Below are 25,650 nucleotides of genomic sequence, written 5' to 3'. Positions count from 1 at the left end.
CGCGGGTTCTTGCAGCGGTGGGGTCTTGTGGTGAGACTGACCCGCATGGAGGAGGGGACCAGTACATGGTGACGACGATCGGAGTGGTGGGGCCGTCGGACCTGGTCACCTCGAGCAGCCGGATCGTGAAGGGGCTGCGCGGTGTCGAGGTGGTCCCGCTGCGGTACCGGCGGGAGACCGACACGCCCAAGGTGATGGCGGACGCGCCGGGCAGTGTGGACGCGTGGCTGTTCACCGGTGTGGTCCCGTACCAGATCGCCGCCGCGCAGGACCTGCTCGACCGGCCGGCCGCGTACGTCGAGTACACCGGGGCCACGCTGATGCGCGCCCTGGTCCAGCTGCTCCGGGACGGGCAGGACGTCACCTCGCTGAGCATCGACGTACTGGACGAGGCCGACGTCCGGGAGACGTTCGACGAGGTCGGGCTGCCGATGCGCGGCGTCAAGGTGCTGCCGTACCGGCCCGGACTGAGCCTCGACGACATGGTCGAGTTCCACCAGCAGGCGCGGGCGAAGGTCGCGATCACCTGTCTGCGATCGGCGTACGAGAAGCTCCGGACCGAGCAGACCACGCTGCGGCTCGCGCCGTCGGTGCACTCGGTCCGTTCCGCGGTGAACAGCCTGCTGCTCGTCCATGACGCTCTGCGCAGTGACGACGCGCAGATCGCGCTCGGCCTGGTCGAGATCTCGCCGGACGCCGAGAGCGCACTGCGCCGCGAGGCCGGCACGCTCGGTGGCAGCATCATCCGGTACGACGACAAGCGCTGGATGATGGTCGCGACCCGCGGACCGCTCGAGCAGGCGTCGTCCGCGTTCACCGAACTGAGCATGCTGTCCCGCCTGAAGGAACAGTTCGGGCCGGTCCGGATCGGGTTCGGCATCGGCGGCTCGGGAACCGAGACGGAGGCGCTGGCCCGCCGCGCTCTCGGCCGCGCGAAGACAGCCGGTCGTACGGCCGCCGTCGTGTCGCTGCGCAACGACATCGACCTCGTCCTGGTCGGCGGCGCACCGCCACGAGCTCAGCAGCGTTCGAAGCTGCAACTCCTCGCGCAGCGCGCCGGCCTCTCAAAGGCGACCCTCGAGCGTCTCCAGGAACTCGTCCGCGCCACCCCGGAGGACGGCCTCACCACGCGTTCGGTCGCCGATCACCTCGGCATCCAGCCGCGCACCGCGCGACGGGTCCTGAACCGCCTCGAGCGGGCCGGCCTCGCGGATGCCACCGGTACCCAGCTCGGCACCGGCAGCGGCCGTCCGCTGGTCGTGTACCGCGTACATCTCTGACCGGCGGTTGACGCACCAGGCCGGCCCGGATAATTTCAGCCATGACCGTAATTCGTCGTCCGCTGTCCGGGAGGCCTTGTGAACAAGCGATCCGCAGAGGACAGCCGGCTGGCTCGTGACGGTGGTACGCCGGTCCGCACCGAGCCGTTGCCGTCGACGATGAACGCGAGCGGCCGGCGGTTCGGCGACGACGAGGTGAAGGCGGTCGAGCGGGTGCTGCGCAGCGGCATGCTGTCGGCCACCTGGGGTAGCGAGGTTCCGGCGCTGGAGCTGGAGTTCGCGTCGCTGCTCGGCGCCGGGTACGCGGTCGCCTGCAGCTCGGGTACGGCGGCACTGCACCTAGCTGTTGCCGCGGTGAACCCGGACCCGGGCGACGAGATCATCACCACACCGATCAGCGACATGGGTACGGTGTTCCCGATCATGATGCAGAACGCCGTACCGGTGTTCGCGGACGTCGACCCGATCACCGGAAACCTGACGCCGGAGACGGTCGCGGCCGCGATCACGCCGCGCACCAAGGCGGTGATCGTCGTCCACCTGTTCGGCAAACCGGCTGCGGTCCGGGAGTTGCGCGAGCTCTGCGACCAGCGCGGGATCCTGCTGATCGAGGACTGCGCGCAGGCGTACCTCGCACCGGTCGGTGACACGTACGTCGGCCGGATCGGGCACATCGGGTGCTTCAGCCTGCAGCAGACCAAGCACATCAGCGCCGGCGACGGCGGCCTGACGGTCACCGACGACGCGCAGCACGCGCGCCGGATGCGGCTCTTCGCGGACAAGGGCTGGCCGCGCGACACCGACGAACGTACGTACCTCTTCCTGGCGCTCAACTACCGGATGACCGAGCTGGTCGCGTCGGTGACCCGCGCGCAGCTCACCAAGCTCCGCGGCGTCGTGGCGGATCGCCGTACGGCGGCCGCGCGGCTGTCCGCGGCGATCGCGGACCTGCCCGGAGTGACGGTGCCGCCGGACGGTGGCGATCACGTGTACTGGCAGTACCCGCTGATCGTCTCCGAAGCGGCCGGTGACCTGCGCGATTGGGCGGCAGCGCTGACGGCCGAAGGCATTCCGGCGAACGGCGGGTACCTGACGAGCCCGCTGTACGCCGCACCTGCGGTTCGCGAGCGGATCACGTACGGTCGGTCCGGGTTCCCGTTGCAGGACGTCGAGTACCCGGTCGGCCTCTGCCCGAACGCCGAGGAGCTGATCGGGCGCACGCTGCTCGTACTGCCCTGGAACGAGAACTACACCGACGCGGACGTCGACGACATCGCCGCCGCGATCCGCAAGGTCCACAGTGTTCTCAGCGCCCTGGAGCCCCGATGAGCGAAACTCCCCCGCTGCTCGACTGCGACCTCCTGGTCGGTCACGACGTGACGACCGGGCGCTGGGGACGGTCGGAGAACATCGCGAAAGTACTCGCGGACAGCGGGATCTCGGGCGGTCTGGTGGCGGCGCTGCGGGCCGTGCACTTCGACGTACCGTCCGGGAACGACGAGGCCGCTGAGGTTGCCGCCGGCAACGGATGGACGGCGGTCCCGGTGCTCGACCTGCGCGATCCGCTCGGCGCGGAGAAGGAGCTGGAGCGGCAGCTTGCTCGTACGACGCCGCCGCGGGCGGTGCGGTTGGCGCCGACCGCGCAGGGGGTCGAGCCCGGGTACCCGGCGTTCGGTCACGTCGTGCAGCTGCTCGTCGACGCGGGGCTGACGATCTTCGTCGAAGGCGACGTACGGAAGGTCGGTCCGGCACTGCGCGGGCTCGGAGCGCGGGTGGTGTTCCTCGACACGCACTTCTACTACCTCGGGGACTTCGTGGTGCTGGCCCGGTCCGAGCCCGGGTTCCACACGTCGACGCGGATGCTGACCGGGCCGGACTCGCTGGAGATCGTGGCCGCCGAGGTCGGCGCGGAGCGGCTCGTGTTCGGCAGCCGTACGCCGTTCCACGAGACGCGTTCCGTCGTACGGCGGTTGCTCACGTCGAAGCTCAGCGCGGACGAGATCACGCAGGCCGGGAGCCGCAGTCTCAGCAGCCTCCTGGAGCCCGGATGCTGATCGACGTACACGCGCACTGGGGTCCGTGGTTCTTCTCGATGGACTCCGCCAGTATCGACGTCAACCTCGACGGCCTGGACCGCTTCGGCATCGACCTCCAGCTGGTCTCCGCGATCGAGGCCATCGTGTACGACGCTCCGCTCGGCAACCGCTCGCTCGCCGAACAGCTGCCGGCCGACCCGCGGCTGCGCGGCATGATCGTCGTCGACCCGCGGCGGCTGGACGAGGCCCGGAAGGACCTCGACGAGCTGCTCGCCGGCGACGGGCGGACGCGGTGGGTCGGCGCGAAGATCCACAGCGAGTACAGCCGGACGCCGATCAGTACCCCGCGGATGCAGGCGGCGATCGAGCTGACCACGGAGTACGGCCTGCCGACCCTCGTACACACGTGGGGCGACACGGTCGTCGATCTCGCGGACGTCGCCGCACGTGTCCCGAGCGCGCGGGTGCTCGCCGGTCACATGGGCGCTCACGGCTGGCCGCGGGTCCCCGAGGCCGCGGACCGCTCCGACCGGATCTGGTTCGAGCCGTGCTGGTCCGCCCCGGAGGCGAACCGCATCCGCTGGATCCTCGACCGGATCGGTCCCGGCCGGATGATGTTCGGCACCGACGCTACCCTGATCGATCCCTCCGTCGCGCTGGGCGCCCTGGAGGCAGCCGACCTCACCCCGGAGGAGCACGCGGCGATCACCCACCAGAACGCCCAGGCGTTGTTCGGGCTCTAACGGTTCACGAAGACCAGGATGTCGGTTTCGGGACCGCGGACCTCGGGTTCTTGCCAGCCGAGGTGGCGGTAGAAGGCGATCGCGTCGTGGTTCTGGTTCCAGGCGAGCAGCCAGGCGCGGGGGTTCTCTTGCGTGGCGGCTTCGAGGAGGCGGCGGGCGAGGCCGGTGCCGCGGGCATGCTGTCGTACGCCGAGTTCGTCGACCTCGAACGCGCCGATCAACAGCTCCTCGACCTGCTCCGCACCGAGCCGGTCGAGGACGCTGCCGTACGACCGGTCCGTCCGGAACGGCGCCGGCGTCGTCCACCCGGTCAGGAACCCGGCGATCCGCCCGTCCCCCGAACGCTCGATCCACGCCTGAAATCCGGGCCGCTCCGCATCACCCTCGAGCCGCTTCCGGAACGAGCTGCCGGTCTGCTGCGGGTCCCGGTGCGCGAACGGTGGGGCGGTGAACACCTCGACGTACGCCGTCGTCAGTTCGTCCGCGATCTCCAGGATGTCCCGGCCATGCGTCTGCACCGCTCCAACCTAGGTGATGGAGCGGTGCGTCGTACCCCGAGCTACTGAGCCGCGGCTGCCTGCTCCAGATCTGCGGGCGTGCTCGCCGGTGCGCGCATCGGAGCGGCGTCGGGCGTTCCCGCGATTGTCTCGAGTTCGGAACGGAACTGCGGAAGCATCCAGCGCAGTGGCTGGTCCAGGACGCGTGCGATGGTCGCCTGTTCCACGTTCAGCAGGCCGCCGATCCGGGCGAGCGCGTCCGGCTCGTCGGTGGCGGCGTACAGCAAGTGGACGACTTCGTGCCGGTGCGCGAACACCGACAGTGCGGCGGCGGCCAGGCCGGCATCGATTTCGGGCGGACTTGCGATTTCCCCGTTGACTGTCACGACACCAACAACCCGCCGGGGTACGAATCGGTTACGTGTCAGTCGTCGACTAAAACGTTCAGCTGGGCAGCCACGAGACCTTGCCGAGCAGGTACGTCGCGCCGATCAGCGCGGTGGTGTCGATCAGCGTATGCGCGACCACGAGCGGCATCACCCGGCCCCAGCGGCGGTACAGGTAGGTGAAGATCACGCCCATGATCACGTTGCCCGCGAAGCCGCCCAGGCCCTGATAGAGGTGGTAGGAGCCGCGGAGGAGGGCGCTCGTCGCGGTGGCCCGGCGGACCGACCAGCCGAGCTGGTCGAGCCGGTGGTTGAGGTAGCCGAGCACGACGACCTCCTCGAGTACGGCGTTCTGCGCGGAGACGGCGATCAGGATCGGGATCCGCCACCAGTAGTCCGGCAGCTGCGACGGGTCGACGGTCAGGTTCACGCCGGACGCGTGTGCACCGATGTAGAACACCAGTCCCGCACCGCCGATGATCGCCGCGATCGCCGTACCGCGCCCCAGATCCCGCCACCGGTCCCGCAGGTCGAACCCGATCGTCCGGAACGACTCCCTGCCGCGCACCAGCAAGTGCCCCACCAACGCGACCGGCACCAACGCGGTCACCACCGCGAACACCTGCCACGCCAGATCCAGCCAAGGCCGCCCCGGCGCCCGGGACCCCACGATCACCGCCGTCTGCCCACCCAACGGCTTCCCGGACGTCAACACCCCCGCGAACGAGATCACAGCAGCAACTCCCGACGCCCCCAGCGATAAGGCAAGCACCAACCACACCTCCCGCCCAAGCACCCGCCGGCCATCGCCGGCGGGCGGGGTGGGGGAGGCAGACGCGGTGGGCGCCGCAGGCGCGGGAGGGGCGGTTCGGTCCGCTGGTGGGGTGGGGCCTTGGGCGGACTTCGTCATGGGTCAACTATTGCGCGTTGGGCCGGACAGCAGGTCGAGGAGGTGGTGGAAGGCTTCGGCTGGGGCTGTGGTGAGTTCGTACTGGGATTGGACTTGGAGGCCGTCCGACAGGGCGATCAGGAGGGTGGCGATCGTGTCCGGGTCGGCGTCCGGGGTGAGGGTGCCTTCGGACTGGCGGGTGCGGACGGTTTCGGCCAGGCGGGTGCGGAGGGCGGCGTAGCGGTCCACGAAGAAGGCGTGGGAGGTGTGGTCGGGGTCGCCGGCCTCGGCGGAGAACGTGGAGTAGAGCTGCACCAGCCCGGGGACTGTGCCGTTGTGGCGGATGACCGCCTGCAGGCCGTCGATCGAGTCGGTGGCGTCGATCCGCTCCATGTCCGCCTCGTCGCGGGCACGCAGTACCTCCTCGAAAAGCTTCTCCTTCGACCCGAAGTAGTGCAGCATCCCCGCCTCGCTCAGCCCTACCGCGGCGGCGAGTTCGCGCGTCGACGTCTTCCGGTAGCCGTGCCGCGCGATCACCTCCAGCGCCGCGCGCAGGATCTCGGCGCGCTTCGCGACCCCCTTCGCGTACGGACCCCGGGAAGTAGCCATATCCAAAACCTAGCATCACTCGGTTTTCAGACGTAGCATCGTCGCCATGAACTTCGACGACCTGCTCGGCCGGCTCTCCCTGGAGGAGAAGGTCCGGATCCTCACCGGCCAGGACTTCTGGTCGACCCACGCTCTGCCGTCGATCGGACTCCGCTCGATGGTGCTGTCCGACGGCCCGAGCGGTGTCCGCGGCGCGGTCTGGGACGAGCGCGACCCGTCGCTCAACCTCCCGTCCGCGACGGCCCTCTCCTCGTCCTGGGACGTCGGCATCGCGCATCGGTACGGCGTGGTGTCCGCGCTCGAGGCCCGCCGCAAGAACGTCGACGTCGTACTCGGCCCGACCATCAACCTGCACCGCTCCCCGCTCGGCGGCCGGCACTTCGAGGCGTTCAGCGAGGATCCGGTACTGACCGCCGACCTCGCCGCCGCGTACGTCGCCGGCGTCCAGGAGCTCGGCGTCGGCGCCACCCCGAAGCACTACGTGGCGAACGACTTCGAGACCGACCGCTTCACCGCGAACGTGGAGGTCGACGAGCGCACGCTCCGCGAGGTGTACCTGCTCGCGTTCGAGAAGGCCGTCACCGAGTCGAAGGCGTGGCTGGTGATGAGCGCGTACAACTCGATCAACGGCGCCACCGCCTCGGAGAACGACCTGCTCGAGACCCCGCTGAACACCGACTGGGGATTCGACGGCGTGGTCGTCAGCGACTGGACCGCGGTCCGCAGCATCGAGAGCGCGAAGCACTCGCAGGACCTGGCGATGCCCGGCCCGATCGGCGCCTGGGGCGACGCCCTGGTCGAGGCGGTCCGGTCCGGTGAGGTGAAGGAGGACGCGATCGACCGCAAGGTCCTGCGCATCCTCACCCTCGCGGCTCGCGTCGGCGCGCTGGAAGGCTACGAGAAGCCGGCCGACCCACCGCAGGTCGACGGACCAGCCTTCGCACGAACGGCAGCAGCCGAAGGAACCGTCCTCCTCGCCAACGGTCGCGGGGAGTTGCCCTGGCGGGCGGACGAGCTGGCGAAGGTTGCGGTCATCGGGCACAACGCCCGGGAGGCCCGCACCCAGGGTGGCGGCAGTGCGACCGTGATTCCGAAGAAGGTCGTCTCGCCGCTCGACGGTCTCCGTGCGGCGCTTCCGAACGCCGACATCACCTACTCGATCGGCGCGGTCGTCCAGGAAGGTGTCGCGGAGTTCCCGCTCGGCGCGATGACGAACCCGCAGTCCGGCGAGCAAGGCGCCCGCGTCCGGTTCCTGGCGGCCGACGGCGCGGAGCTGTTCGCCGAGGACCGGTTCTCCAGCGCGCTGGTGTACCTCGGCGGCAACGCGCCGATCGGCGAGTCCGCGGTCGTCGAGTTCCGGACCACCTGGACACCGGCCGAGTCCGGCCCGGTCAACCTCGGGTTCGCGTCGGTCGGCCACGGCCGGATCTTTGCCGACGGCAAGCTTCTTCGTGAGGACACCGCCGTACCGGTAGGCAACGACCTCGGTGCCGCGCTGCTCTCCCCGCCGTCCATCTCAGCCCCGTTGAACGTCACCGCCGGGCAGCCGGTCGACGTCCGGATCGAGCTCGATCTGCCCAAGCTGGAAGGCGGTATAGGCAACGCGCTGAGCATCACCGTCGGCGTCGAGCCGGCCAACGACGACCCGCAGGCACTGATCGACGAGGCGGTCGCCGCAGCCCGCACCGCGGACGTCGCACTCGTTGTCGTCGGCACCAACTCGAAGGTCGAGTCCGAGGGATACGACCGCACCACCCTCGAACTTCCCGGCCGTCAGGACGATCTGGTCCGCGCGGTCGCGGCGGCCAACCCGCGGACGGTCGTGGTCGTCAACGCGGGTTCACCCGTCCTCCTCCCCTGGCGGAACGACGTCGCCGCGGTGCTGGCGACGTACTTCGGCGGTCAGGAGTACGGCGACGCGCTCGCCGACGTACTCCTCGGCCGGACCGAGCCGGGCGGCCGACTCCCCACCACTTGGCCGCGGGAGCAGGCCGACGTACCGGTCATCAACGTCACGCCGGACAACGGCGTCGTGCGGTACGACGAGGGCATCCACATCGGGTACCGCGCCTGGCTGAAGGCAGGTACCGAACCGGCGTACGAGTTCGGCCACGGGCTCGGGTACACCACGTGGGAGCTGTCGGACCTGCGGGCGAACGACCCGTCGTCGGTTGCACTGACCGTCCGCAACACGGGCGACCGGGCCGGCAAGCACGTCGTCCAGGTGTACGCCGAACGCCCGGACAGCGCGGTGGACCGCCCGGTGCGCTGGCTCGCCGGGTTCGCCGTCGTCCGGCTGGACGCCGGACAGGCGCGCGAGATCACGGTCACGCTGCACGAGCACACCTTCGAGCACTGGGAGAACGGCTGGACCACCGAGCCCGGTGCCTTCACGATCCGAGCCGGCTCGTCGGTTTCGGACCTGCCGCTCGCCACCGAGCTGCAGGTTCGTTAGCTGCCCGGCTGAACGAGCTCTAACCGGGCTCGGAAGGGTCCGATGCCGGCCGTCGCACGACGCGGCGGCCGGTATCGGACTGCCAGTACAGAACCGACCGCCCGGAACGCCGGCGTTCCAGCAGACCGGCGTCGGTCAGCACCCGCAGGTGATCCGAGATCGTTGCCAGCGACAACCCGGTCGTTGCGACGAGCAACGTTGTACTCACCGGCGATGCCGCCTCGACCAGGACGCGCGCACGGTTCCGGCCGAGCAATTGCACCAACGGTTCGGCCGGCTCCTCAGCGGGCGCGAAGATCCCGGTCACTGGGTACGTCAACGCGAACCGGTCCGGTAACCGCCAGCTCACGTTGACGCGCTGCGTGTGTGCCGCGATGAACATCAGGTCGCGCCCGCGAACATCGGTCACCGGGTAGTCCCACCGGTTCACCTGGATCCGCCCGTCGCCCAGCCACTGCACGTCGGGTCCGAGCCCGCTCAGTACGCCGGACCACCCCTGCTCGCTGAGCCGCGACGTCCGCGATACGACGTCGGCCTGCAGGACCCGCAGCCGCCGCGGCCAATCCGGTTCGACCGTCTCCTTCCACACCCACCGCAGCAGGTCTGCCGCCGCACCGGCCAGCCCGGACGTCTCGCGGATGACAGCCGGCAGCGGTGTCCGTACGACACTGAGATCCGCGCGGATCTGGTCGTCGTCCAACGACGTCAGATACGCGAGCTCCGCCTCCAACGTGAGGTCCGGCTCGAGCGGCGGAAAGGTCAGGAAGTCCGCGGCCCAGCTGACCCCGAACGAGCTGTCGATCAATGTCGCCCACAACGGGTTCGCCTTCAGCACGGCCCGGTACGCGCCGACGTGTGCGTCCTTCCACGGGCGGAACCACGGCTCGACCGGCGCCCGCAAGAGCTTCAGCGCGGACACCGTCTCGGTGAGTTGCGACGTACCGAACCTGGCGTTCACCAGGGTGTCGGCATCGACCAGGAACTCGGACAACGTTTCGCCTCCATCCGAAACTCTAGGCGGCGGCCGGCCTCCAGTCGATCCTGCACACCATGGGTACCTACCGGGCGATCTTCGCCAACTCCGAGTTCCGGAACCTGTGGATCGGCAGCGCGCTGAGCAACGCGTCGGCGACCATGACCAGCCTGACGCTGGCGCTGCTGGTCGACAGCACGACCGGTTCCGCGCTGCTGGCCGCGATGATCATGTTCGGCCCGTCGCTGGCGCAGGTGCTCGGCCTCTCGACCCTGATGTCGGCGGCCGACACCGCGCGGCCGCGGCAGGTCCTCACGATGCTGAGTCTGCTTGCCACGGTCGAGGTCGCCGCGCAGGCCGCCTTCGACCTCCCGCCCGCCGCCCGGCTCGTGCTGGCGCTCGCGTTGGCGTACGGCCTGTCGATCGGGAGCGGTGCGCGCTGGGGCCTGCTCAGCGAGGTGGTCGACGAACGGCAGTTCGTCCTCGGCCGGTCGGCGATCAACCTGTCGGTCGGCGCGATGCAGATCGCCGGCTTCGGCATCGCCGGCATCCTGCTGCAGACCCTCAGCCCGTCGACCGTACTGTGGCTGGCCACCGGGTTCTCCGCGGTCTCCGTACTCGTCAACCGCTTCGGCCTCCGGGACCGCCCGCCACGCCGGGTCGCGCGGACCGGCCTCGCCGAGACCTGGCGCGGGAACCGTACGCTGCTCGCGCAACGCCGTACCCGCCCGTTGCTGCTCGCGCTCGCACTGCCCAACGGGCTGATCGTCGGCTGCGAGGCGTTGTTCGTCCCGTACGCCGGTTCGCGCGCAGGCTGGCTGCTCGCGGCCGGGGCCGCCGGGATGATGACCGGCGACCTCGTGGTCGGCCGGTTCCTGACCCGGAACGGCCGGCGGACAGCGGCGCGGTTCCTGCGGTTCGTACTCGCCGTACCGTTCCTCGGGTTCGCGTTCGAGCTGCCGATCGCGGTGCTCTGCGTCCTCGTCGCGATCGGCAGCAGCGGGTATTCCGCGTCGCTCGCGCAGCAGGAGCTCCTGGTCGATCTCACCCCCGGCGACCTGCGCGGGCAGGTGCTCGGGCTGGAGTCCGCGTTGCGGATGACGACGTTCGGAGTGGTCGCGATCCTCGCCGGCGCGTTCGCCGACCTGACCGCGCCCGCGCCGACGATGACTGCGTGCGCCGTCGCCTCGCTGCTGGTCTCTCTTGCCCTGACCCGCCCTCTAAGCTCACTGCATGGAAGTGGCACGGCTGCGGAAGGTCTCCAAACGGTACGGGCGGCGGGAGATCCTGACCGACGTCGACCTGCACCTGAACGCGGGTGAACTGGTCGCCCTGATCGGCGCCAACGGTTCCGGGAAGTCGACCGTACTGCGGCTGCTCGTCGGGCTGTCGCAGCCGTCCGCGGGTTCGGTCGAGCGTGACGCCCGCCTGGTCGGTTACGTGCCGGACGTGTTCGCGTCGCACGATCGGCTGTCGGCGTCGGCGTACCTCACCCACCTGGGACGGATCCGTGGGCTGGACACCCGGACCGCCCACGACCGCGCACACGAGCTCCTGGACCGGCTGAAACTCACCGGCGGTGCGGGCACGCCGATGCGCAAGTTGTCGAAGGGCAACGCGCAGAAGGTGGCGCTGGCCCAAGCGCTGCTCGAACCACCAGAGCTGCTCGTCCTCGACGAACCCTGGTCGGGCCTCGACGCCAACGCCCACAGCACGTTGCGCGAACTCCTGACCGAGACCGCCGAGCAGGGCGCGGCTGTTGTCTTCACCGAGCACTCCACCGAGACGGTCCGTACGACCGCGACCCGCGTCTGCGAGATCACCCACGGCCGGCTCACCGCGACATCGGAGCAGCCGAGCATCACCGAGGTGTCGCTGGTCCCCGGCGCGGACATCGACTGGACCCGGCACCCCGACGTCCTCGACGTACGGCGCTCCGACGGCCATGTCACGCTGACGCTGCCGACGGGCCGCCACGACGCCGCGCTACTGACCGCCTTGAACCACGGCTGGTCGGTCACAACCGTACGGCGGGTCAAATGACCTCCCTGTACCGGTACCTCATGCACAGCGTGCTGCTTTCCCAGCGCTACCTCCCGCCGATGCTGATCTTCTTCGGGGTCATCGCGGTCGGTACGACGTCCGACAACGGACCGCTGCAATCGGCGTACGCGTTCTGCGTGCTGGTCATGCTCGTGTGCTCGACCTGGATGACCGTCGCGATCGTCAACCACGAGGATCCGACGCAGCGGCAGATCATGCTGGTCACCGTCGGCAGCTCGCTGCGCGTCCTCGCGATGACCGTCGCCGTGGTCTTCACCTGGTGCATGCCGCTGCTCGTGTTCGGGCTGATCGTCCCGATCATCACCGGCAACCACAAGGTGACGGCCGGCGATGTGCTGATCGGTGCGGGCGCGCAACTCGCGGCGGCGATGATCGGCGCCGCCATCGGGGTGCTGTGTTCGCGACTGCTGATCCGGCGGATCGGGATCGCGATGCTGACCGCGGTCGCGCTGATCCTGCTGATGATGGTCCGGTGGCTCTCCCCGATCCGCGCGCTGATGACGGTGCTGTCGAACGAGAAGACGGCGGACGTCAACGCGGCACCGACAACCTTGTGGGCGGTCGTGTGCCTGACCGTACTGGTGCTCGCGGCGCTGGCCACCCGGACCATCGCGGACCGGAAGGATTAGGACGGACTAGGAGGCCGCGATCGAGAGGCCGTGCTGGGCGGCCGAGCCGCGGACGATCAGGGTCGTCGCCAACTCCACGTGGTGCGACGCGACCGGCTCCCCCGCCGCGAGCTGCAGCGCCGTCCGGAGGGCGACCGCGCCCATCTCGCGCAGCGGCTGGCGGACCGTGGTGAGCGGCGGCGACGCGAGGCGGGCAACCTCGGTGTCGTCGAAGCCGACCAGGCTGAGGTCCTCCGGGACCCGCAGACCACGCGCCCGCGCAGCCTCCAGGACACCCAGCGCGACCTCGTCGCTGCCCGCGAAGATCGCGGTCGGCGGATCGGCCAGGTCGAGCAGCGCGGATCCACCGGCCACGCCGTCGTCGTACAGGAAGTCGCTGAGCCAGACGTACTCCGGCGGTACGACCGCGCCGACCGAGTCCATCACGCTGCGGAACCCGCTCATCCGGGCCTGGTTGCAGCCCGACGTCGGCTGACCTCCGACGTACCCGATCCGGCGGTGGCCGAGGGACAGCAGGTGCTGCGCGGCGGCCATGCCACCGGCGAAGTTCGTCGAGCCGACGCTGGTCACCTCGGGCTCCGGGGTGTTCGCCGGGTCGATCACCACCAGTGGCAACCGGGCCCGGGCCAGCGCGGCCAGGTCCGCGTCGGTCAGCTCGCTGGTCAGGCCGATCGCGGCCCGCCGGCCGTTCGCGATCAGCTGCCGGATCCAGGACGCGGCGCGACCCGGGTTCGCGTTCGTGGTCGGCGGATGCTTCGGCCGGGAGTTCAGTACGACGTCGATGCCGGCCGCCTGGCCCGCCTCGACCACACCCTGGATCACCTCGACCGAGTACGCGTTGACGACGCCCTGGTAGAACAGCTCGACCGTGGCCCGGTGCGCGGGCTCCGGACGGCGGCCGACGTACCCGTGCTTCTCCAGGATCTCCTGGACGCGTGCGCGGGTGACGGGCGAGACGTCGCTGCGTCCGTTCAGCACCTTGGAGACCGTGGCGACCGAGACACCGGCCGACCCGGCCACCGTCGCCAGGGTGACGCGACCCTTCAACCGCGACATCTCATCACCCTCCTCCTGGGTCTGCGCTGATCGACACCGGCGTCGTCAGGACCCGGTTGTGCCCCACCACCCTCACATCCCCCGTCATCCGCAGCATCGCACGACACGGCAGGTCCAGTGCGGACGTGCCCACCATCACTTCGAACTCCCCAGGTTCGACGATCCGGCGCAGATCGGAACCCGTGTACGCCGTGCGATCGGCATGTACGCGGAACGTCACCTCGGCGGCCTGTCCCGGCTCAAGCGACACCCGCGCGAACCCGGTCAGCAGCTTCAACGGACGCGCCACCTGGGCGACCACGTCACGCAGGTACAGCTGGACGACCTCGTCACCGGCCCGTCCGCCCGTGTTCGTCACCCGGACCGTGGCGGTGAACTCGGCGTCGCTGCCGAACTCCTCCGCACTCAGCCGCAGCTCGCCCACCGAGAAACTCGTGTACGACGCCCCGTAGCCGAACGGGTACAACGGCCGCGTCTCGAGGCCGCTGATCCCCGCACTCTCGACACTCCCGAGCGCCGGCTGCAGGTACGTACCGGGCTGCCCACCTACATGCCGCGGGATCTGTACCGGCAACTTCCCGCTCGGCACGATCCGCCCGCTCAACACTCCCGCGATCGCCGCCGCGCCTTCCTGCCCTGGAAGAAACGCCTGCACCAACCCGGCAAGCCGCCCGTCGAACTCCCCCAACGCGTACGGCCGCCCGGACACAACGACGAGCACCACGGGCTTCCCGGTGTCGAGCAGCGCGTTGACGAGCTCCCCTTGCACCCCAGGCAACCGCAGGTCCTCAGCGTCACACCCCTCCCCCGACGACCCATGCCCGAACAACCCGGACAGATCACCGACGAACGCAACCGTCAGCTCGCTGTCCCGGGCTTGCGCGACGGCTTGCTCGAACCCGGAGCGATCGTCGCCCATGACCTCACAGCCCTTGGCGTACGACAATTCCACGCCCGCCAACTCGTTGCGCAAGGCATCTAGTGGCGTGTTGATGGTGAGACCGAGGCCCCGCTCGGGGTAGCGCGGGAGGACGTGGTTCGGGAAGGCGTAGCAGCCCATCAAGGTCCGCGGGTCGTCGGCGCACGGGCCCACGACGGCGACCTTCGTGAGGTTGGCGAGTGGGAGGACCGTGCCTGCGTCGAGAAGGACGATGGACTTCTCGGCCAGCTCGGCGCCGATCGCTCTGTTCTGTTCTGAATCCAGGTCGATGGACTCGGTGCTGACCGAGGCTTGGGGGGTCCAGTCGTCGTCGAGGAGGCCCAGTTCGGCCTTTTGGTGCAGGATTCGCCGGGCGGCTCGGTCGATCAGGTCTTCGGAGAGTTCGCCGGAACGGACCTTGTCCGCCAGCCCGGCGTACCCGATCGTGTCGGGGAGTTCGACGTCGGTGCCGGCGGTCAGCGCGAGTGCGCCCGCGTCGGCGTCGCCGGCCGCGACGCGGTGCATCGACGCGAGGAACGGCACCGCCCAGTAGTCCGACACCACCGTGCCCTCGAAGCCCCAGTCGTCGCGCAGTACCTCGGTGAACAGCCATGGGTCGGCGCCCGCGGGCAGTCCGTCGATATCCGCGTACGAGCTCATCACCGACCCGGCGGCGGCCGTCGCGATCGCGGTCTCGAACGTCGGCAGGATGATGTCGAGCAGCTCGCGGCGCCCCATCGACACCGGTCCGTGGTTCCGGCCGGCCCGGGAGGCGGAGTACCCCGCGAAGTGCTTCAGGGTCCCGATCACGCCCGCGCTCTGCAGGCCGCGGACGTACGCAGAGCCCAGGATCCCCACCAGATAAGGGTCTTCGCCCATCGTCTCCTCAACCCGGCCCCAGCGGTAGTCGCGGACCACGTCGAGCACCGGCGACAGTCCCTGGTGCACGCCGGCCGCGGCCATGTCCCGCCCGATCGCGGCCGCCATCCGCTCGACGAGTCCGGGATCGAACGTCGCGCCCCACGCGATCGACGCCGGGTACACGGTCGCGCCGTACGTCGTGAACCCGGTCAGGCACTCCTCGTGCACCAGGGCCGGTACGCCGAGCCGGGAGCCCTTCAGGACGACCTCGTGCTGCCGGATCACCTCGGCCACGCCCTGCTCGACCGTCTGCGGGTAGCTGCCCCAGACGCGGGTGAGGTGACCGAGGCCGTCGCGGCTCGCCTCCTCCAGCGACACCGAACCACCGGTCGAGAACACGTCCTCCATCGGCGCGACGTTGATCGTCTCGTCCGGGGACCGCTCGGCCAGCTCCTTGTCGTCCATGTCGTTACCGGCCCAGCGGCTGCCGAGCTGGGCGATCTTCTCCTCCAGCGTCATCGCCGCCAGCAGCAGGCCGGCCCGCTCCGCAGCGGGCAGGGAGGAGTCGCGCCAGGGCCGGTCGGTCGAGATGGACAAGAAAATCTCCCTTTGATGATCATTCGTTTCGGTGAGCAATTATCGAAAACTTTTCGAAACTCTCCGGCGGACCCCGGCGATCGGCCACGGGCCACGAATCGCCTGTGTGACCAGCGATTGCGTGACCACACTGTGACCCCGAAAAGTCCTCAGTTCAAGTCTTGACAGTCACATCTCCGAAATCTATGTTTCGAAAACAAGTCATATCGGCAGGTGCTTCCGCAACCTGTGGGGGCAGCACGGAGTACGGAGATCACTGTGGATCCCAACACGACATCCCGGCGTACTTTCCTCGGCCTGGTCGGCGGTGGCGCGCTGGCGGCAGGCCTCGCGGCTTGCGGTAGCTCCGGCCCGAGCAGCACGCCCGGGTCGACCACTGGAGCCGGCGGCAACACCGGCAGCGGTGCGACGTACTGGTTCCTCACCGGGCAGCCTCAGCAGGCCATCCGGGAGGCGCAGGTCAAGCGGTTCAACGACGCCAACCCGAACAGCAAGATCAAGACGACCGAGTTCCAGAACGACGCGTTCAAGCAGAAGATCAAGACCGCCATCGGTGCCGGCCAGGGCCCGACGCTGATCTGGGGCTGGGGCGGCGGCGGCCTGAAGGCCTACGTGGAAGCCGGCCAGGTCGAGGACCTCACCGACTGGTTCAACCAGCAGACCGATCTGAAGAACTCGATCTTCCCGTCGGCGTTCACCGCGGCCACCGTCAACGGCAAGCTCTACGCGGTGCCGGGCGAGGCCGTCACGCCGATCGTGCTGTTCTACGACAAGCGCGCGTTCGAGAAGATCGGTGCCCAGCCGCCACAGTCCTGGGGCGACATCATGGACCTGGTGCCGAAGTTCAACGACAAGGGCATCGCGCCGTTCTCGCTCGGCGGCCAGTCGCGCTGGACCAACATGATGTGGCTGGAGTTCCTGTTCGACCGGATCGGCGGAGCCGAGGTCTTCCAGAACATCTTCGACGGCAAGAAGGACGGCTGGTCCGACCCGTCCGCGCTCAAGGCGCTCGACGAGATGCAGAAGCTGATCAAGGCGAACGGCTTCGTCAAGGGCTTCTCCTCCATCACCGCCGACTCCAACGCCGACCAGGCACTGCTCTACACCGGCAGGGCCGCGATGATGCTGCACGGCGCCTGGACGTACGGCGGTATGAAGTCGTCCGGCAAGGACTTCGTCACCGGCGGGCACCTCGGCTACATGAACTTCCCGCCGGTCGACGGCGGCAAGGGCGACCCGAGTGACACCGTCGGCAACCCGGGGCAGTACATGTCGATCTCCTCCAAGGCCAGTGCCGCCGACAAGGAGACCGCGAAGAAGTTCATCGCCAACAACACCCTCGACGACGCCACCGTCGACGCCTGGGTGAAGTCCGGCAACGTCCCGCTCGTGAAGAGCGCGAAGGACAAGCTCTCCTCGATCAGTGACCCGAACGACAAAGCCTGGCTGAACTTCGTCTACGACACCGCGGCGAACGCGAAGAACTTCGCCCAGTCCTGGGACCAGGCGCTCAGCCCGACCCAGGCCGAGACGCTGCTCGACAACATCGCCAAGCTGTTCCAGCTGTCGATCTCTCCCCAGCAGTTCGCGACGAACATGAACGCGGTGATTGGCCAGTGACAGTTACCGCTCCGCCCGTCGCGCCGGCGGCGACCGAGCAACGACCGTCGTCCGGCGTCGGGCGGAGCGGTCCGGTCGCCTGGATGGTGCTGCCCGCCCTGCTGCTGTTCGTCGTGTTCGGCGTCATCCCGCTGATCGGCGTACTCGTCCTGAGCTTCACCCAGTGGGACGGCCTCGGCGCGATCCACGCCGCCGGGGTGTCCAACTGGAAGTCGGTGCTCGGCGACTCCGAACTGCTGCACAGCATCCTGGTGACCTTCGAGATCATGATCCTCTCGTGGGCCGTGCAGACGCCGATGAGCCTGCTACTCGGCACGTTCCTGGCCGGCCGGCAACGCTACCGCGCGTTCCTCGCGGTGCTGTACTTCATCCCGCTCCTGCTCAGCTCGGCCGCGATCGCGATCACCTACAAGGCCCTGCTCGACCCGAACTTCGGGCTCGGCGCCGGGCTGAAGATCGGCTTCCTCACCCAGGACTGGCTCGGCAAGAGCAACCTGGCGATCGGCGTGCTGATCTTCATCGTGTCCTGGCAGTTCATCCCGTTCCACTCGCTGATCTACCAAGGCGGCGTCCGGGCGATCCCGACCACGATGTACGAGGCGGCCGCGATCGACGGCGCCGGGCGGGTCCGGCAGTTCTTCAGCATCACGGTGCCGCAGCTGAAGTACACGATCATCACGTCGTCGACGCTGATGGTGGTCGGTTCGCTGACCTTCTTCGACCTGATCTTCGTGCTCACCGCGGGCGGTCCCGGTGACGCCACCCGGGTGCTCGCGCTGGACATGTACAAGCGCGGCTTCATGTCCAACCAGATGGGACCGGCCAGCGTGATCGCCTCGCTGATCGTGCTCCTCGGCCTCGCGCTCGCGCTGCTCCTGCGGCGCCTGGGCGGCAGTACGACGGCCAGCCAGCAGGAAGGTGCGTGACCGATGCAGGCTCGTAAGCTCGGGCAGCTCAACTGGTTCGGCGGCCTGGCCGGCTGGGTCTGGCTGGCGATCGTACTGATCCCGCTGTACTGGATCGTCGTCACCAGCTTCAAGGACCAGAGCGCGTACTTCTCCCAGAACCCCTTCGCGCTGCCGTCCGCGCCGACCGCGGACAACTACAAGCTGGTCATCCAGTCGGACTTCCCGCGGTACTTCCTGAACAGCGTGATCGTCACCGCGGGCACGATCATCCCGGCGGTCGGGATCTCGTTCATGGCGGCGTACGCGATCATCCGTGGCGCCGGCAGCAAGTTCCTTGCCGGGGTCAGCGGTCTGTTCCTGATGGGACTGGCGATCCCGCTGCAGGCGACGATCATCCCGGTGTACCTGCTGATCATCCGCATGCACCTGTACGACAGCCTGCTGGCGCTGATCCTGCCGTCGATCGCGTTCTCGATCCCGCTGTCCGTGCTGGTTCTGGCGAACTTCATCCGCGACGTGCCGAAGGAACTCTTCGAGTCCATGCGCGTCGACGGCGCGACCGAGTGGGGCATGATGCGCAAGCTCGCGCTGCCGCTCACCCGGCCGGCGCTGGTGACCGTCAGCATCTACAACGGCCTGGCCGTGTGGAACGGGTTCCTGCTGCCGCTCATCCTCACGCAGAGCCCTGACAAGCGCACGCTTCCGCTGGCGCTGTGGACGTTCCAGGGTCAGTACAGCGTGAACGTACCGGCGGTGCTCGCGTCCGTCGTACTCACCACGCTGCCGATCGTCATCCTGTACGCCATCGGCCGACGACAACTGCTCAGCGGCCTGACCGCCGGCTTCAGTCGTTAGAGCCTTCTGCTCGGAGCTTTTGGTCAGAGCCGAGCCATGCGCATCTCTGTGCCCAGCGGGGGATCCAATTGTTCACCAGGGAGGCAGAAGTGAAGTATCGCAATGCACCCGTGAGTAATTCGACCGACCAGACGCCGCAGATCTCCCGCCGAGTGCTTCTCGGTGCGGGCGCAGCAGCGGCGGCGGGCGTGGGCCTGGGCGTTGCGGGGCCGGCGTTCGCAGATCCAGGTGGAGAGGTTCCGTTCGGACCTGTCGTCGTTGCCGGTCAAAGTGGGCGCACGTCCTACGCTCGCGCTGTCCGGCTCGGCACCGCGGCGCCGGGCAAGTCGCAGACCCTGCTCGCAACCTACCAAGGCGGTGGCCCGGGGTTCCCTCTCTACCGCAGTGATGACGACGGCCGCACGTGGGCGAAGCAGAGCAGCGTACCGAACGCCGGTACGGCAACCGGGGTGTATCTGCAGCCGTTCCTCTATCAATTGCCTCGTGCGTTCGCCGGTCTTCCCAAGGGCGCGCTGCTTTTCGCGTGCAACTGGCTCGGAAAGAACTTCGGCAGCACGAACATCCAGCTGTACGCCAGCACGGACGACGGCCTCACGTGGCAGTTCCTGAGCACCGTGGCCCAGGGCGGACCGGCCAACACGACGAACGGCGCGACGCCGGTGTGGGAGCCGTTCCTGCTGCTGCACAACGAGAACCTGATCTGCTACTACTCCGACCAGCGCGACCCGAACTTCGGCCAGAAGCTCGCGCATCAGACCAGCACGGACCTGTACACGTGGGGTCCTGTCGTCGACGACGCGACCGGAACCGCCTACGCCGAGCGGCCCGGCATGACCACGGTGGCACGGCTGAAAGGCGACCTGTGGATCATGACGTACGAATTCGGGGAGCCCGACGACCCGACCAACCCCGATCAGAACAACTACTCGTACCACGTGCACTACCGGATTGCGAAGGACCCGGAGTCGTTCCGGTTCTCCCCGGACACCCCGCTCCTGGACCAGAACGGCAACGCCCCGAACGGTGCCCCCGTCGTTTCGTGGTCGCAGTCGGGGGGCGTGAACGGAACGATCGTCGTCACGGGCAACGACGATCAGGACTTCTTCATCAACCGCGACCTCGGTGACCCCGGGGCCTGGACACGACTCTCGTCGCCGATGCCGGCCGGCTACAGCCGATACACCATCCCCTTGGAAGGCCCCGGGGACCCGCAGAACCGCGGCCTGGTCTTCGTCATCACGGGAGCGCAGTACGGCAAATCCGGGCCCGTCGAGGCGGGCATCATCTCGCTGGACGGCTGAGGGCCCTTAGAGCTTCCTACTGCGGGGTCTGGTCGCCCACGACGCGAACGCCAGTACGGCGAACGCGGCGGGGGCGACCGTTCCGGAGTACCGGTGTGTGGCGGCGTTGGACGCGACCGCGCCGGTCATGTTGATCATGACCCCGGCGTACGCCCATTCCTTCAGCCGCGGCAGCCCCGGTACGGCGATCACCACCGCGGCGGCGAGCTTCGCGCTGCCGAGGATCGTCGACAGGTAGCTCGGATACCCGAGGTCGATCAGCATCGGGTAGAACGGCGCCATCCGGAACAGGTCCATGGTGCCGCCGACGGCACACTCCCCCACAACGATCGCGGTCGTGGCCCAGTAGGTTCTTCGCATCCGACTCACCGGCTATCGAAACGGCTCCGTACTCTTCCACTAACGGTACGATAGCGTTTCGATGGAGGTGGATCAATGGCCGGCACGACCAGGCCCGTCAGCCGCGGGGACGGTGCCCGGCAGCGAATGCTCGAGGCCGCGCTCGCGGTACTCGACGAGTCCGGCCTGGCCGGGTTCACCATGGAGGCGGTCGCCCGCCGCGCCGGTGCCAGCAAGGCGACGCTCTACCGCCGCTGGCCGACCACAGGTGCGTTGCTGGTCGACGCAATGGACGCGACGTACCGTCCGTTCCCGGCGCCCGACACCGGGTCGGTCACCAAGGACGTCACCGAGATCCTGACCGCGTTCGTCACGCTGCTCGAACGGACGCCGTTCCCCCGGCTGCTCGCCGCGTTCATCGACGCCGCCGAACGCGATCCAGCCCTCTCGGAGATCCACCAGGACCTGACGAAGCGGCGCCGCGAGCCGATGCTCATCGCCCTGCAACGCGGGCGCGACCGCGGCGAGCTCGCGCCGGACACCGACCCCGAGTTGACGACGGACCTACTGACCAGCCCGTTCTTCTACCGCCACTTCGTTGCCCACCGCCCCATTCCGCGGCGGATGGTGGCCGACGTCGTCGCCCGCGTGCTGTTCCCGAAGACCTGACGTGTCCCGTCGGCGAGGATCACCAGGCCCGCGCGGTTCGGGCGCGACTGCAACCAGGCGAGTCCTTCCGATCCGAGCGCGAAGGCCGCGGTCGCGTCGATGTCGGCCTGGGCGAGTAACCGATGGACGACGGTCACCGACGCCAGCACGATCGGCGTGACGCCGGTCCGGGCGTCGGTGATGACGCTCAAGCAGAGGGCGACCGTCCCGCCGACCGCGAGCAACATGCCCGGGTAGTCGACCGTCAGGTCCCACGGCGTCGCCGGTGTCCGCCGCAGCTCGCCGGCTGCGTAGCCCCAGGTGATCGTGACCAGGTGCGCCAGCATCATGTTGAACGACGTGAACCCGGTGATGCGGTGGATGCGGGCCAGCCGGTCCTGCCCGAACGCGGCCTCGAGGATTGGTACGCGCGCCATCAGCACGACCTGCGCCAGCAGGAGGACTGCAGAGCCCAGGCCGGTGAGGCGCCCGATTACGAACACACCTCAGTGTCGGATCGCCCACTGAGCACATGCTTCGACTTGGCTGGCAGTCAGCTGTGAAGCGGATGTTTGACACCACACACATTTGCCTTTCAGCCGACCAGAAAGGTACTGTTGGGTGTTTGTGTCGAGAAATAGAAAAGAGCCCTCTACGGGCTCACAAGCTCAGAATATCAAAGCTTTTCGGGCAATGCAAGAGAGGTCGGGGGAACCACGTGCTTGAGCAGGAGATCGCCGCAGAACAAGGCGAAGTTACCGCGATGTACGAACGGCTCGATGTGCTACGGGAAAAGGCCCGCGGCGAACTCGGGCGGGTCCAGGGCGAGGAAACCACCGGCACCGACCAAGCCCGGTCCGAACGCGAGTCGTTCACAAAACTCTTTTCCGGACGGTTCTCGCAATTGTCGTCGGTCGAACGCGGATTGTGTTTCGGACGGATCGACGAGACTGCCGGCGAACGGTTCCACATCGGGCGGATCGGGCTGTTCGACGACGACTACAACCCGTTGCTGATCGACTGGCGGACACCGGTCGCGCAGGTGTTCTACCGGGCTACCTCGGCGGAGCCGCTCGGCGTCAAGCGCCGCCGGCACATCCGTCTGCACGGCCGCACCGTCGTCGGCGTCGACGACGACCTGCTGGACGCGAACGCACTCGGCGACAGCGAACGCAGCACGCTGATCGGCGAGGCCGCGCTGCTTTCGTCACTCGGCGCGAACCGCACCGGCCGGATGAACGAGATCGTCGCGACGATCCAGTCCGAGCAGGACGAGATCATCCGCTCCGGGCTGCCCGGGGTACTCGTGGTCCAGGGCGGTCCGGGCACCGGCAAGACCGTGGTGGCGCTGCACCGGGCGGCGTACCTGCTCTACACGTATCGCGAGCAGCTCGGACGTAGCGGCGTACTCGTGGTCGGGCCCAACACCACCTTCCTGCGCTACATCGACCAGGTACTCCCCTCGCTCGGCGAGAACGACGTCGTACTCGCCACCGTGAGCGAGCTGTTCCCGGGCGTGACCGCGACTGCGCCGGAGTCCGCCGAGGCCGCGCGGATCAAGGGCGAACTGGCGATGGCCGAGGTGATCGCGCAGGCGGTCGCAGGCTTCCGGATCGTGCCGGCCAGACCGATCCGGTTCAAGGTCAACTCCGACGAGCTCGTCCTGCGACCCGACGCGATCGCCAAGGCACAGCAGGGCGCGCTGGCGACGCAGCCACTGCACAACCGGGCGCGGCCGATCTTCGTCCGGCGGATCATCAAGACGCTGACCAAGCAGATCGTCGACCGGATCGGCAAGCAGTACGTCGGGGACGCGGACGTCGAGGACCTCGAGCAGGAGCTCTTCCAGGACGACCAGGTGCTGGGGCTGCTCGACCGGTTGTGGCCCGAGCTCACACCGCAACTGCTCGTTTCGGTCCTGTTCTCGTCGGACGACCGTCTCGCAACCGCTGCGCCGTACCTCACCAGCGCCGAGCGTTCCGCCGTACTGCGGCCACTGTCGGCCTCGTGGTCTCCCTCGGACGCCGCCCTACTCGACGAGGCAGCCGAAGTGCTCGGCGAGACCGCGGACGTCGTCGTCGGCCGCAAGCGCCAGGCATCGCAGGCGGCTGCCGCGACCGAGGCGAACCGGGAGTACGCGAGCGGCGTGGTCGACATCGAGCTGACCGCCGAACGGATCGAGATCATGCCCTGGGAGATCGAGCAGTTCCGGGACCTGATCGCCCAGCGCACCCAGCAACTCGCCAACCCATCGTCCTCCGACGGTGGTGCTTTTGAGCGTACGTCGGTGTTCGGCCACGTCATCGTCGACGAGGCCCAGGAACTCTCCGCGATGGACTGGCGAATGCTGATGCGCCGTGCCCCACGCCGATCCATGACGCTGGTCGGCGACATCGCGCAGACCGGATCCGCCTCCGGCCTCCGGTCCTGGGCCGAACTCCTGGACCACTACGCCCCGCGTCGCTGGCGCACCGCCGAACTCACCGTCAACTACCGCACCCCCGCCGAGATCATGAAGGTCGCCACCAACATCCTGGAAGCGATCGACCCGACGCTCCAACCACCCACCTCGGTCCGCGACACCGGCGTCAGCCCCTTCATTGACCCGGTCCCGGCTGAGTGCCTCGTCGACGCGCTCCGCGCCACCATCAAGTCCGAACAGCGCGCCATCGGCGACGGCCGCATCGCTGACATCGTCCCCGCCTCCCGCTACGACGAGTTCGCCAACGCCCTCCCCCACGTAGCCCACACCCACGACCCCGCTGTCCTGGACGGCGCGGTCGCACTCCTCGACGTCCCCCAATCCAAAGGCCTCGAATTCGACTCCGTGATCATCGCCGACCCAGCAGGCATCGTCACCAACTCCGACCGCGGTCTCTCCGACCTCTACGTAGCCGTCACCAGAGCCACCAAACGACTGACCATCCTCGGCGACCTCCCCACCGTGCTCACTTCACGCGGACGCGGGACGGGGCCTCGCCGCGGATGACGACGTCGAACCACACGTCGCCGGTGAACCATTCCGCCGGGCCTTTCGCGGTCGGCGGTTCGGGGAGGATCTGCACAGGATTATTCCTTGTCTTGGGCAACAGTTTCTCGGGTGGCCGCCCAGCTGGCCAGGAGCTTCAGCGCGTCGGCGGTGGGGCTGCCGGGCGGCGCGGTGTAGACGACCATGGTCAGGCCGGGGTCGGACGGGAACTCCATCGCCTCGAAGTCGATCTCGAGGTCGCCGACGACCGGGTGGTGGAGTTTCTTCCGGCCGGAGCGGTGGAAGCGGACGTTGTGGTCCGCCCACCGCGACCGGAACGTCTCGCTCCGGGTGGAGAGCTCGCCGATCAGGTCACTGAGCGCCTTGTCGTGCGGGTTCTTCCCGGCCTGCAGGCGCAGTACGGCGGCGATGTCGTCGGCGGCCCGGTTCCAGTCCACGAAGAAGTCCCGCGCGGCCGGATCGAGGAAGGTGAAGCGGGCCGTGTTCGCCGGGCGGCGGCTGTCGGCGAACATCGACGCGTACAACGCCTGCGACAGCTGGTTCGCCGCGAGGATGTCGAACCGCGCGTTGCGGATCCAGGCCGGCGCGTCGGTGATCGCTTCGAGGACCTGCTGCAACGCCGGTCGTACACCTTTGACCGCCGGACGTCGCCGTACCGGGGTCGCGTCGGACTCACGGGCCAGCGCGTACAGATGGTCGCGCTCCGCGTCGTCGAGCTGCAACGCGCGGGCGAGTGCCTCCAGGACGCTCTCGGACGCGCCGGCGAGGTTTCCGCGTTCCATCCGGACGTAGTAGTCCACCGAGACGCCCGCAAGCAGCGCCACCTCTTCGCGGCGCAGCCCTTTCACGCGGCGGTTGCCGCCGCCGTACGCCGGCAGGCCAGCCTGATCGGGAGTGAGCCGTGCCCGCCGTGAGCTCAGGAACTCCTTGATCTCGGCTCGGTGGTCCATGTCCTCCAGCCTACGGACCGGTACGGCGCTGAGGGAGGCACTGGCA

24 protein-coding genes are annotated in these 25,650 nt (G+C 68.6%); 14 read left to right on the top strand and 10 right to left on the bottom strand.

Annotation, left to right across the window (positions count from 1 at the left end; translation table 11 throughout):
* The first annotated feature begins 65 nt into the window (after positions 1 to 65).
* The 4 genes from ACZ5BU_RS23690 to ACZ5BU_RS23675 all read left to right on the top strand — a co-directional run bounded on the left by ACZ5BU_RS23690 (position 66) and on the right by ACZ5BU_RS23675 (position 4,059).
* Positions 66 to 1,280, top strand: a complete 1,215-nt coding sequence (locus ACZ5BU_RS23690) for a helix-turn-helix domain-containing protein (RefSeq protein WP_465702164.1) — start codon at positions 66 to 68, stop codon at positions 1,278 to 1,280.
* Positions 1,281 to 1,358: 78 nt separating this feature from the next.
* Complete coding sequence (locus ACZ5BU_RS23685) at positions 1,359 to 2,609, top strand: DegT/DnrJ/EryC1/StrS family aminotransferase (protein ID WP_465702163.1); 1,251 nt, start codon at positions 1,359 to 1,361, stop codon at positions 2,607 to 2,609.
* On the top strand, positions 2,606 to 3,334 hold the full coding sequence (locus ACZ5BU_RS23680) for an amidohydrolase family protein (RefSeq protein ID WP_465702161.1): 729 nt from the start codon (positions 2,606 to 2,608) through the stop codon (positions 3,332 to 3,334). The genes ACZ5BU_RS23685 and ACZ5BU_RS23680 overlap by 4 nt, the downstream gene beginning before the upstream one ends.
* Positions 3,328 to 4,059: an amidohydrolase family protein gene (locus ACZ5BU_RS23675; protein WP_465702159.1), complete on the top strand. Its 732-nt coding sequence runs from the start codon at positions 3,328 to 3,330 to the stop codon at positions 4,057 to 4,059. Before ACZ5BU_RS23680 ends, ACZ5BU_RS23675 begins: the two co-directional genes overlap by 7 nt.
* Here the strand turns inward: ACZ5BU_RS23675 and ACZ5BU_RS23670 are convergent.
* The 4 genes from ACZ5BU_RS23670 to ACZ5BU_RS23655 all read right to left on the bottom strand — a co-directional run bounded on the left by ACZ5BU_RS23670 (position 4,056) and on the right by ACZ5BU_RS23655 (position 6,440).
* Complete coding sequence (locus ACZ5BU_RS23670; RefSeq protein ID WP_465702156.1) at positions 4,056 to 4,577, bottom strand: GNAT family N-acetyltransferase; 522 nt, start codon at positions 4,575 to 4,577, stop codon at positions 4,056 to 4,058. The genes ACZ5BU_RS23675 and ACZ5BU_RS23670 overlap by 4 nt on opposite strands.
* 41 nt (positions 4,578 to 4,618) lie before the next feature.
* A complete protein-coding gene (locus ACZ5BU_RS23665) occupies positions 4,619 to 4,942 on the bottom strand; it encodes a hypothetical protein (protein WP_465702154.1) in 324 nt (107 codons plus the stop codon).
* Positions 4,943 to 5,000: 58 nt separating this feature from the next.
* Positions 5,001 to 5,675, bottom strand: a complete 675-nt coding sequence (locus tag ACZ5BU_RS23660) for a CPBP family intramembrane glutamic endopeptidase (protein ID WP_465702152.1) — start codon at positions 5,673 to 5,675, stop codon at positions 5,001 to 5,003.
* Between the two features lie 180 nt (positions 5,676 to 5,855).
* Positions 5,856 to 6,440 (bottom strand): TetR/AcrR family transcriptional regulator, encoded by a 585-nt coding sequence (locus ACZ5BU_RS23655; RefSeq protein WP_465702150.1) that lies wholly within the window; start codon positions 6,438 to 6,440, stop codon positions 5,856 to 5,858.
* 46 nt (positions 6,441 to 6,486) lie between these two features.
* Between ACZ5BU_RS23655 and ACZ5BU_RS23650 the strand changes: the two genes are divergently transcribed.
* Positions 6,487 to 8,895 carry a glycoside hydrolase family 3 protein gene (locus ACZ5BU_RS23650; RefSeq protein ID WP_465702148.1) on the top strand — a complete coding sequence of 803 codons (2,409 nt, stop codon included), beginning with the start codon at positions 6,487 to 6,489 and terminating at the stop codon, positions 8,893 to 8,895.
* A gap of 19 nt (positions 8,896 to 8,914) precedes the next feature.
* Here the strand turns inward: ACZ5BU_RS23650 and ACZ5BU_RS23645 are convergent, their stop codons facing one another.
* On the bottom strand, positions 8,915 to 9,886 hold the full coding sequence (locus ACZ5BU_RS23645) for an ArsR/SmtB family transcription factor (RefSeq protein WP_465702146.1): 972 nt from the start codon (positions 9,884 to 9,886) through the stop codon (positions 8,915 to 8,917).
* A gap of 59 nt (positions 9,887 to 9,945) precedes the next feature.
* Here ACZ5BU_RS23645 and ACZ5BU_RS23640 point away from each other — a divergent pair, with 59 nt between their 5' ends.
* From ACZ5BU_RS23640 to ACZ5BU_RS23630, 3 genes are read left to right on the top strand one after another with little or no spacing between them, the layout of a single operon-like run.
* Positions 9,946 to 11,190 carry an MFS transporter gene (locus ACZ5BU_RS23640; RefSeq protein ID WP_465702143.1) on the top strand — a complete coding sequence of 415 codons (1,245 nt, stop codon included), beginning with the start codon at positions 9,946 to 9,948 and terminating at the stop codon, positions 11,188 to 11,190.
* Positions 11,102 to 11,911: an ATP-binding cassette domain-containing protein gene (locus tag ACZ5BU_RS23635; RefSeq protein ID WP_465702141.1), complete on the top strand. Its 810-nt coding sequence runs from the start codon at positions 11,102 to 11,104 to the stop codon at positions 11,909 to 11,911. Before ACZ5BU_RS23640 ends, ACZ5BU_RS23635 begins: the two co-directional genes overlap by 89 nt.
* Positions 11,908 to 12,561 carry a hypothetical protein gene (locus tag ACZ5BU_RS23630; protein WP_465702139.1) on the top strand — a complete coding sequence of 218 codons (654 nt, stop codon included), beginning with the start codon at positions 11,908 to 11,910 and terminating at the stop codon, positions 12,559 to 12,561. The genes ACZ5BU_RS23635 and ACZ5BU_RS23630 overlap by 4 nt, the downstream gene beginning before the upstream one ends.
* Positions 12,562 to 12,567: 6 nt before the next feature.
* Here ACZ5BU_RS23630 and ACZ5BU_RS23625 read toward each other — a convergent pair whose 3' ends face one another.
* Positions 12,568 to 13,617: a LacI family DNA-binding transcriptional regulator gene (locus ACZ5BU_RS23625; RefSeq protein WP_465702136.1), complete on the bottom strand. Its 1,050-nt coding sequence runs from the start codon at positions 13,615 to 13,617 to the stop codon at positions 12,568 to 12,570.
* A gap of 4 nt (positions 13,618 to 13,621) precedes the next feature.
* Positions 13,622 to 15,994, bottom strand: a complete 2,373-nt coding sequence (locus ACZ5BU_RS23620; RefSeq protein WP_465702134.1) for a glycoside hydrolase family 3 N-terminal domain-containing protein — start codon at positions 15,992 to 15,994, stop codon at positions 13,622 to 13,624.
* A gap of 258 nt (positions 15,995 to 16,252) precedes the next feature.
* On the opposite strand from ACZ5BU_RS23620, the gene ACZ5BU_RS23615 reads away from it, so the two are divergent.
* The 4 genes from ACZ5BU_RS23615 (at position 16,253) to ACZ5BU_RS23600 (ending at position 20,678) form a co-directional block, all read left to right on the top strand.
* Entirely contained in the window at positions 16,253 to 17,614 is a 1,362-nt protein-coding gene (locus ACZ5BU_RS23615; protein ID WP_465702132.1) for an extracellular solute-binding protein, read from the top strand.
* Complete coding sequence (locus ACZ5BU_RS23610) at positions 17,611 to 18,540, top strand: carbohydrate ABC transporter permease (protein ID WP_465702130.1); 930 nt, start codon at positions 17,611 to 17,613, stop codon at positions 18,538 to 18,540. Before ACZ5BU_RS23615 ends, ACZ5BU_RS23610 begins: the two co-directional genes overlap by 4 nt.
* A 3-nt stretch (positions 18,541 to 18,543) precedes the next feature.
* Complete coding sequence (locus ACZ5BU_RS23605; RefSeq protein ID WP_465702128.1) at positions 18,544 to 19,377, top strand: carbohydrate ABC transporter permease; 834 nt, start codon at positions 18,544 to 18,546, stop codon at positions 19,375 to 19,377.
* 89 nt (positions 19,378 to 19,466) lie between these two features.
* Complete coding sequence (locus tag ACZ5BU_RS23600) at positions 19,467 to 20,678, top strand: sialidase family protein (protein WP_465702126.1); 1,212 nt, start codon at positions 19,467 to 19,469, stop codon at positions 20,676 to 20,678.
* Positions 20,679 to 20,684: 6 nt separating this feature from the next.
* Here ACZ5BU_RS23600 and ACZ5BU_RS23595 read toward each other — a convergent pair whose 3' ends face one another.
* Entirely contained in the window at positions 20,685 to 21,038 is a 354-nt protein-coding gene (locus tag ACZ5BU_RS23595) for a DoxX family protein (protein WP_465702124.1), read from the bottom strand.
* Between the two features lie 75 nt (positions 21,039 to 21,113).
* On the opposite strand from ACZ5BU_RS23595, the gene ACZ5BU_RS23590 reads away from it, so the two are divergent.
* On the top strand, positions 21,114 to 21,686 hold the full coding sequence (locus ACZ5BU_RS23590; protein WP_465702123.1) for a TetR/AcrR family transcriptional regulator: 573 nt from the start codon (positions 21,114 to 21,116) through the stop codon (positions 21,684 to 21,686).
* Here the strand turns inward: ACZ5BU_RS23590 and ACZ5BU_RS23585 are convergent.
* A complete protein-coding gene (locus tag ACZ5BU_RS23585) occupies positions 21,602 to 22,168 on the bottom strand; it encodes a ferric reductase-like transmembrane domain-containing protein (RefSeq protein WP_465702122.1) in 567 nt (188 codons plus the stop codon). The two genes, ACZ5BU_RS23590 and ACZ5BU_RS23585, sit on opposite strands and share 85 nt — an antisense overlap.
* Positions 22,169 to 22,383: 215 nt before the next feature.
* On the opposite strand from ACZ5BU_RS23585, the gene ACZ5BU_RS23580 reads away from it, so the two are divergent.
* Positions 22,384 to 24,654, top strand: a complete 2,271-nt coding sequence (locus ACZ5BU_RS23580) for a HelD family protein (RefSeq protein WP_465702120.1) — start codon at positions 22,384 to 22,386, stop codon at positions 24,652 to 24,654.
* Positions 24,655 to 24,734: 80 nt separating this feature from the next.
* Here ACZ5BU_RS23580 and ACZ5BU_RS23575 read toward each other — a convergent pair whose 3' ends face one another.
* Positions 24,735 to 25,604: a helix-turn-helix transcriptional regulator gene (locus ACZ5BU_RS23575; RefSeq protein WP_465702118.1), complete on the bottom strand. Its 870-nt coding sequence runs from the start codon at positions 25,602 to 25,604 to the stop codon at positions 24,735 to 24,737.
* Positions 25,605 to 25,650 lie beyond the last annotated feature (46 nt).

The organism is Kribbella sp. NPDC031520, assembly GCF_055580825.1.
Note: the sequence above shows the minus strand (reverse complement) of the source record. Positions and strands in the feature narration are given on the sequence as shown.

Excerpts from the sequence above, each read along its gene's own strand:
- ACZ5BU_RS23575 (WP_465702118.1), bottom strand. The coding sequence starts at position 25,604 with ATGGACCACCGAGCCGAGATCAAGGAGTTCCTGAGCTCACGGCGGGCA.
- ACZ5BU_RS23625 (WP_465702136.1), bottom strand. The coding sequence starts at position 13,617 with ATGTCGCGGTTGAAGGGTCGCGTCACCCTGGCGACGGTGGCCGGGTCG.
- ACZ5BU_RS23675 (WP_465702159.1), top strand. The coding sequence starts at position 3,328 with ATGCTGATCGACGTACACGCGCACTGGGGTCCGTGGTTCTTCTCGATG.
- ACZ5BU_RS23655 (WP_465702150.1), bottom strand. The coding sequence starts at position 6,440 with ATGGCTACTTCCCGGGGTCCGTACGCGAAGGGGGTCGCGAAGCGCGCC.
- ACZ5BU_RS23650 (WP_465702148.1), top strand. The coding sequence starts at position 6,487 with ATGAACTTCGACGACCTGCTCGGCCGGCTCTCCCTGGAGGAGAAGGTC.
- ACZ5BU_RS23605 (WP_465702128.1), top strand. The coding sequence starts at position 18,544 with ATGCAGGCTCGTAAGCTCGGGCAGCTCAACTGGTTCGGCGGCCTGGCC.
- ACZ5BU_RS23690 (WP_465702164.1), top strand. The coding sequence starts at position 66 with ATGGTGACGACGATCGGAGTGGTGGGGCCGTCGGACCTGGTCACCTCG.
- ACZ5BU_RS23680 (WP_465702161.1), top strand. The coding sequence starts at position 2,606 with ATGAGCGAAACTCCCCCGCTGCTCGACTGCGACCTCCTGGTCGGTCAC.
- ACZ5BU_RS23640 (WP_465702143.1), top strand. The coding sequence starts at position 9,946 with ATGGGTACCTACCGGGCGATCTTCGCCAACTCCGAGTTCCGGAACCTG.
- ACZ5BU_RS23635 (WP_465702141.1), top strand. The coding sequence starts at position 11,102 with ATGGAAGTGGCACGGCTGCGGAAGGTCTCCAAACGGTACGGGCGGCGG.
- ACZ5BU_RS23630 (WP_465702139.1), top strand. The coding sequence starts at position 11,908 with ATGACCTCCCTGTACCGGTACCTCATGCACAGCGTGCTGCTTTCCCAG.
- ACZ5BU_RS23595 (WP_465702124.1), bottom strand. The coding sequence starts at position 21,038 with ATGCGAAGAACCTACTGGGCCACGACCGCGATCGTTGTGGGGGAGTGT.
- ACZ5BU_RS23590 (WP_465702123.1), top strand. The coding sequence starts at position 21,114 with ATGGCCGGCACGACCAGGCCCGTCAGCCGCGGGGACGGTGCCCGGCAG.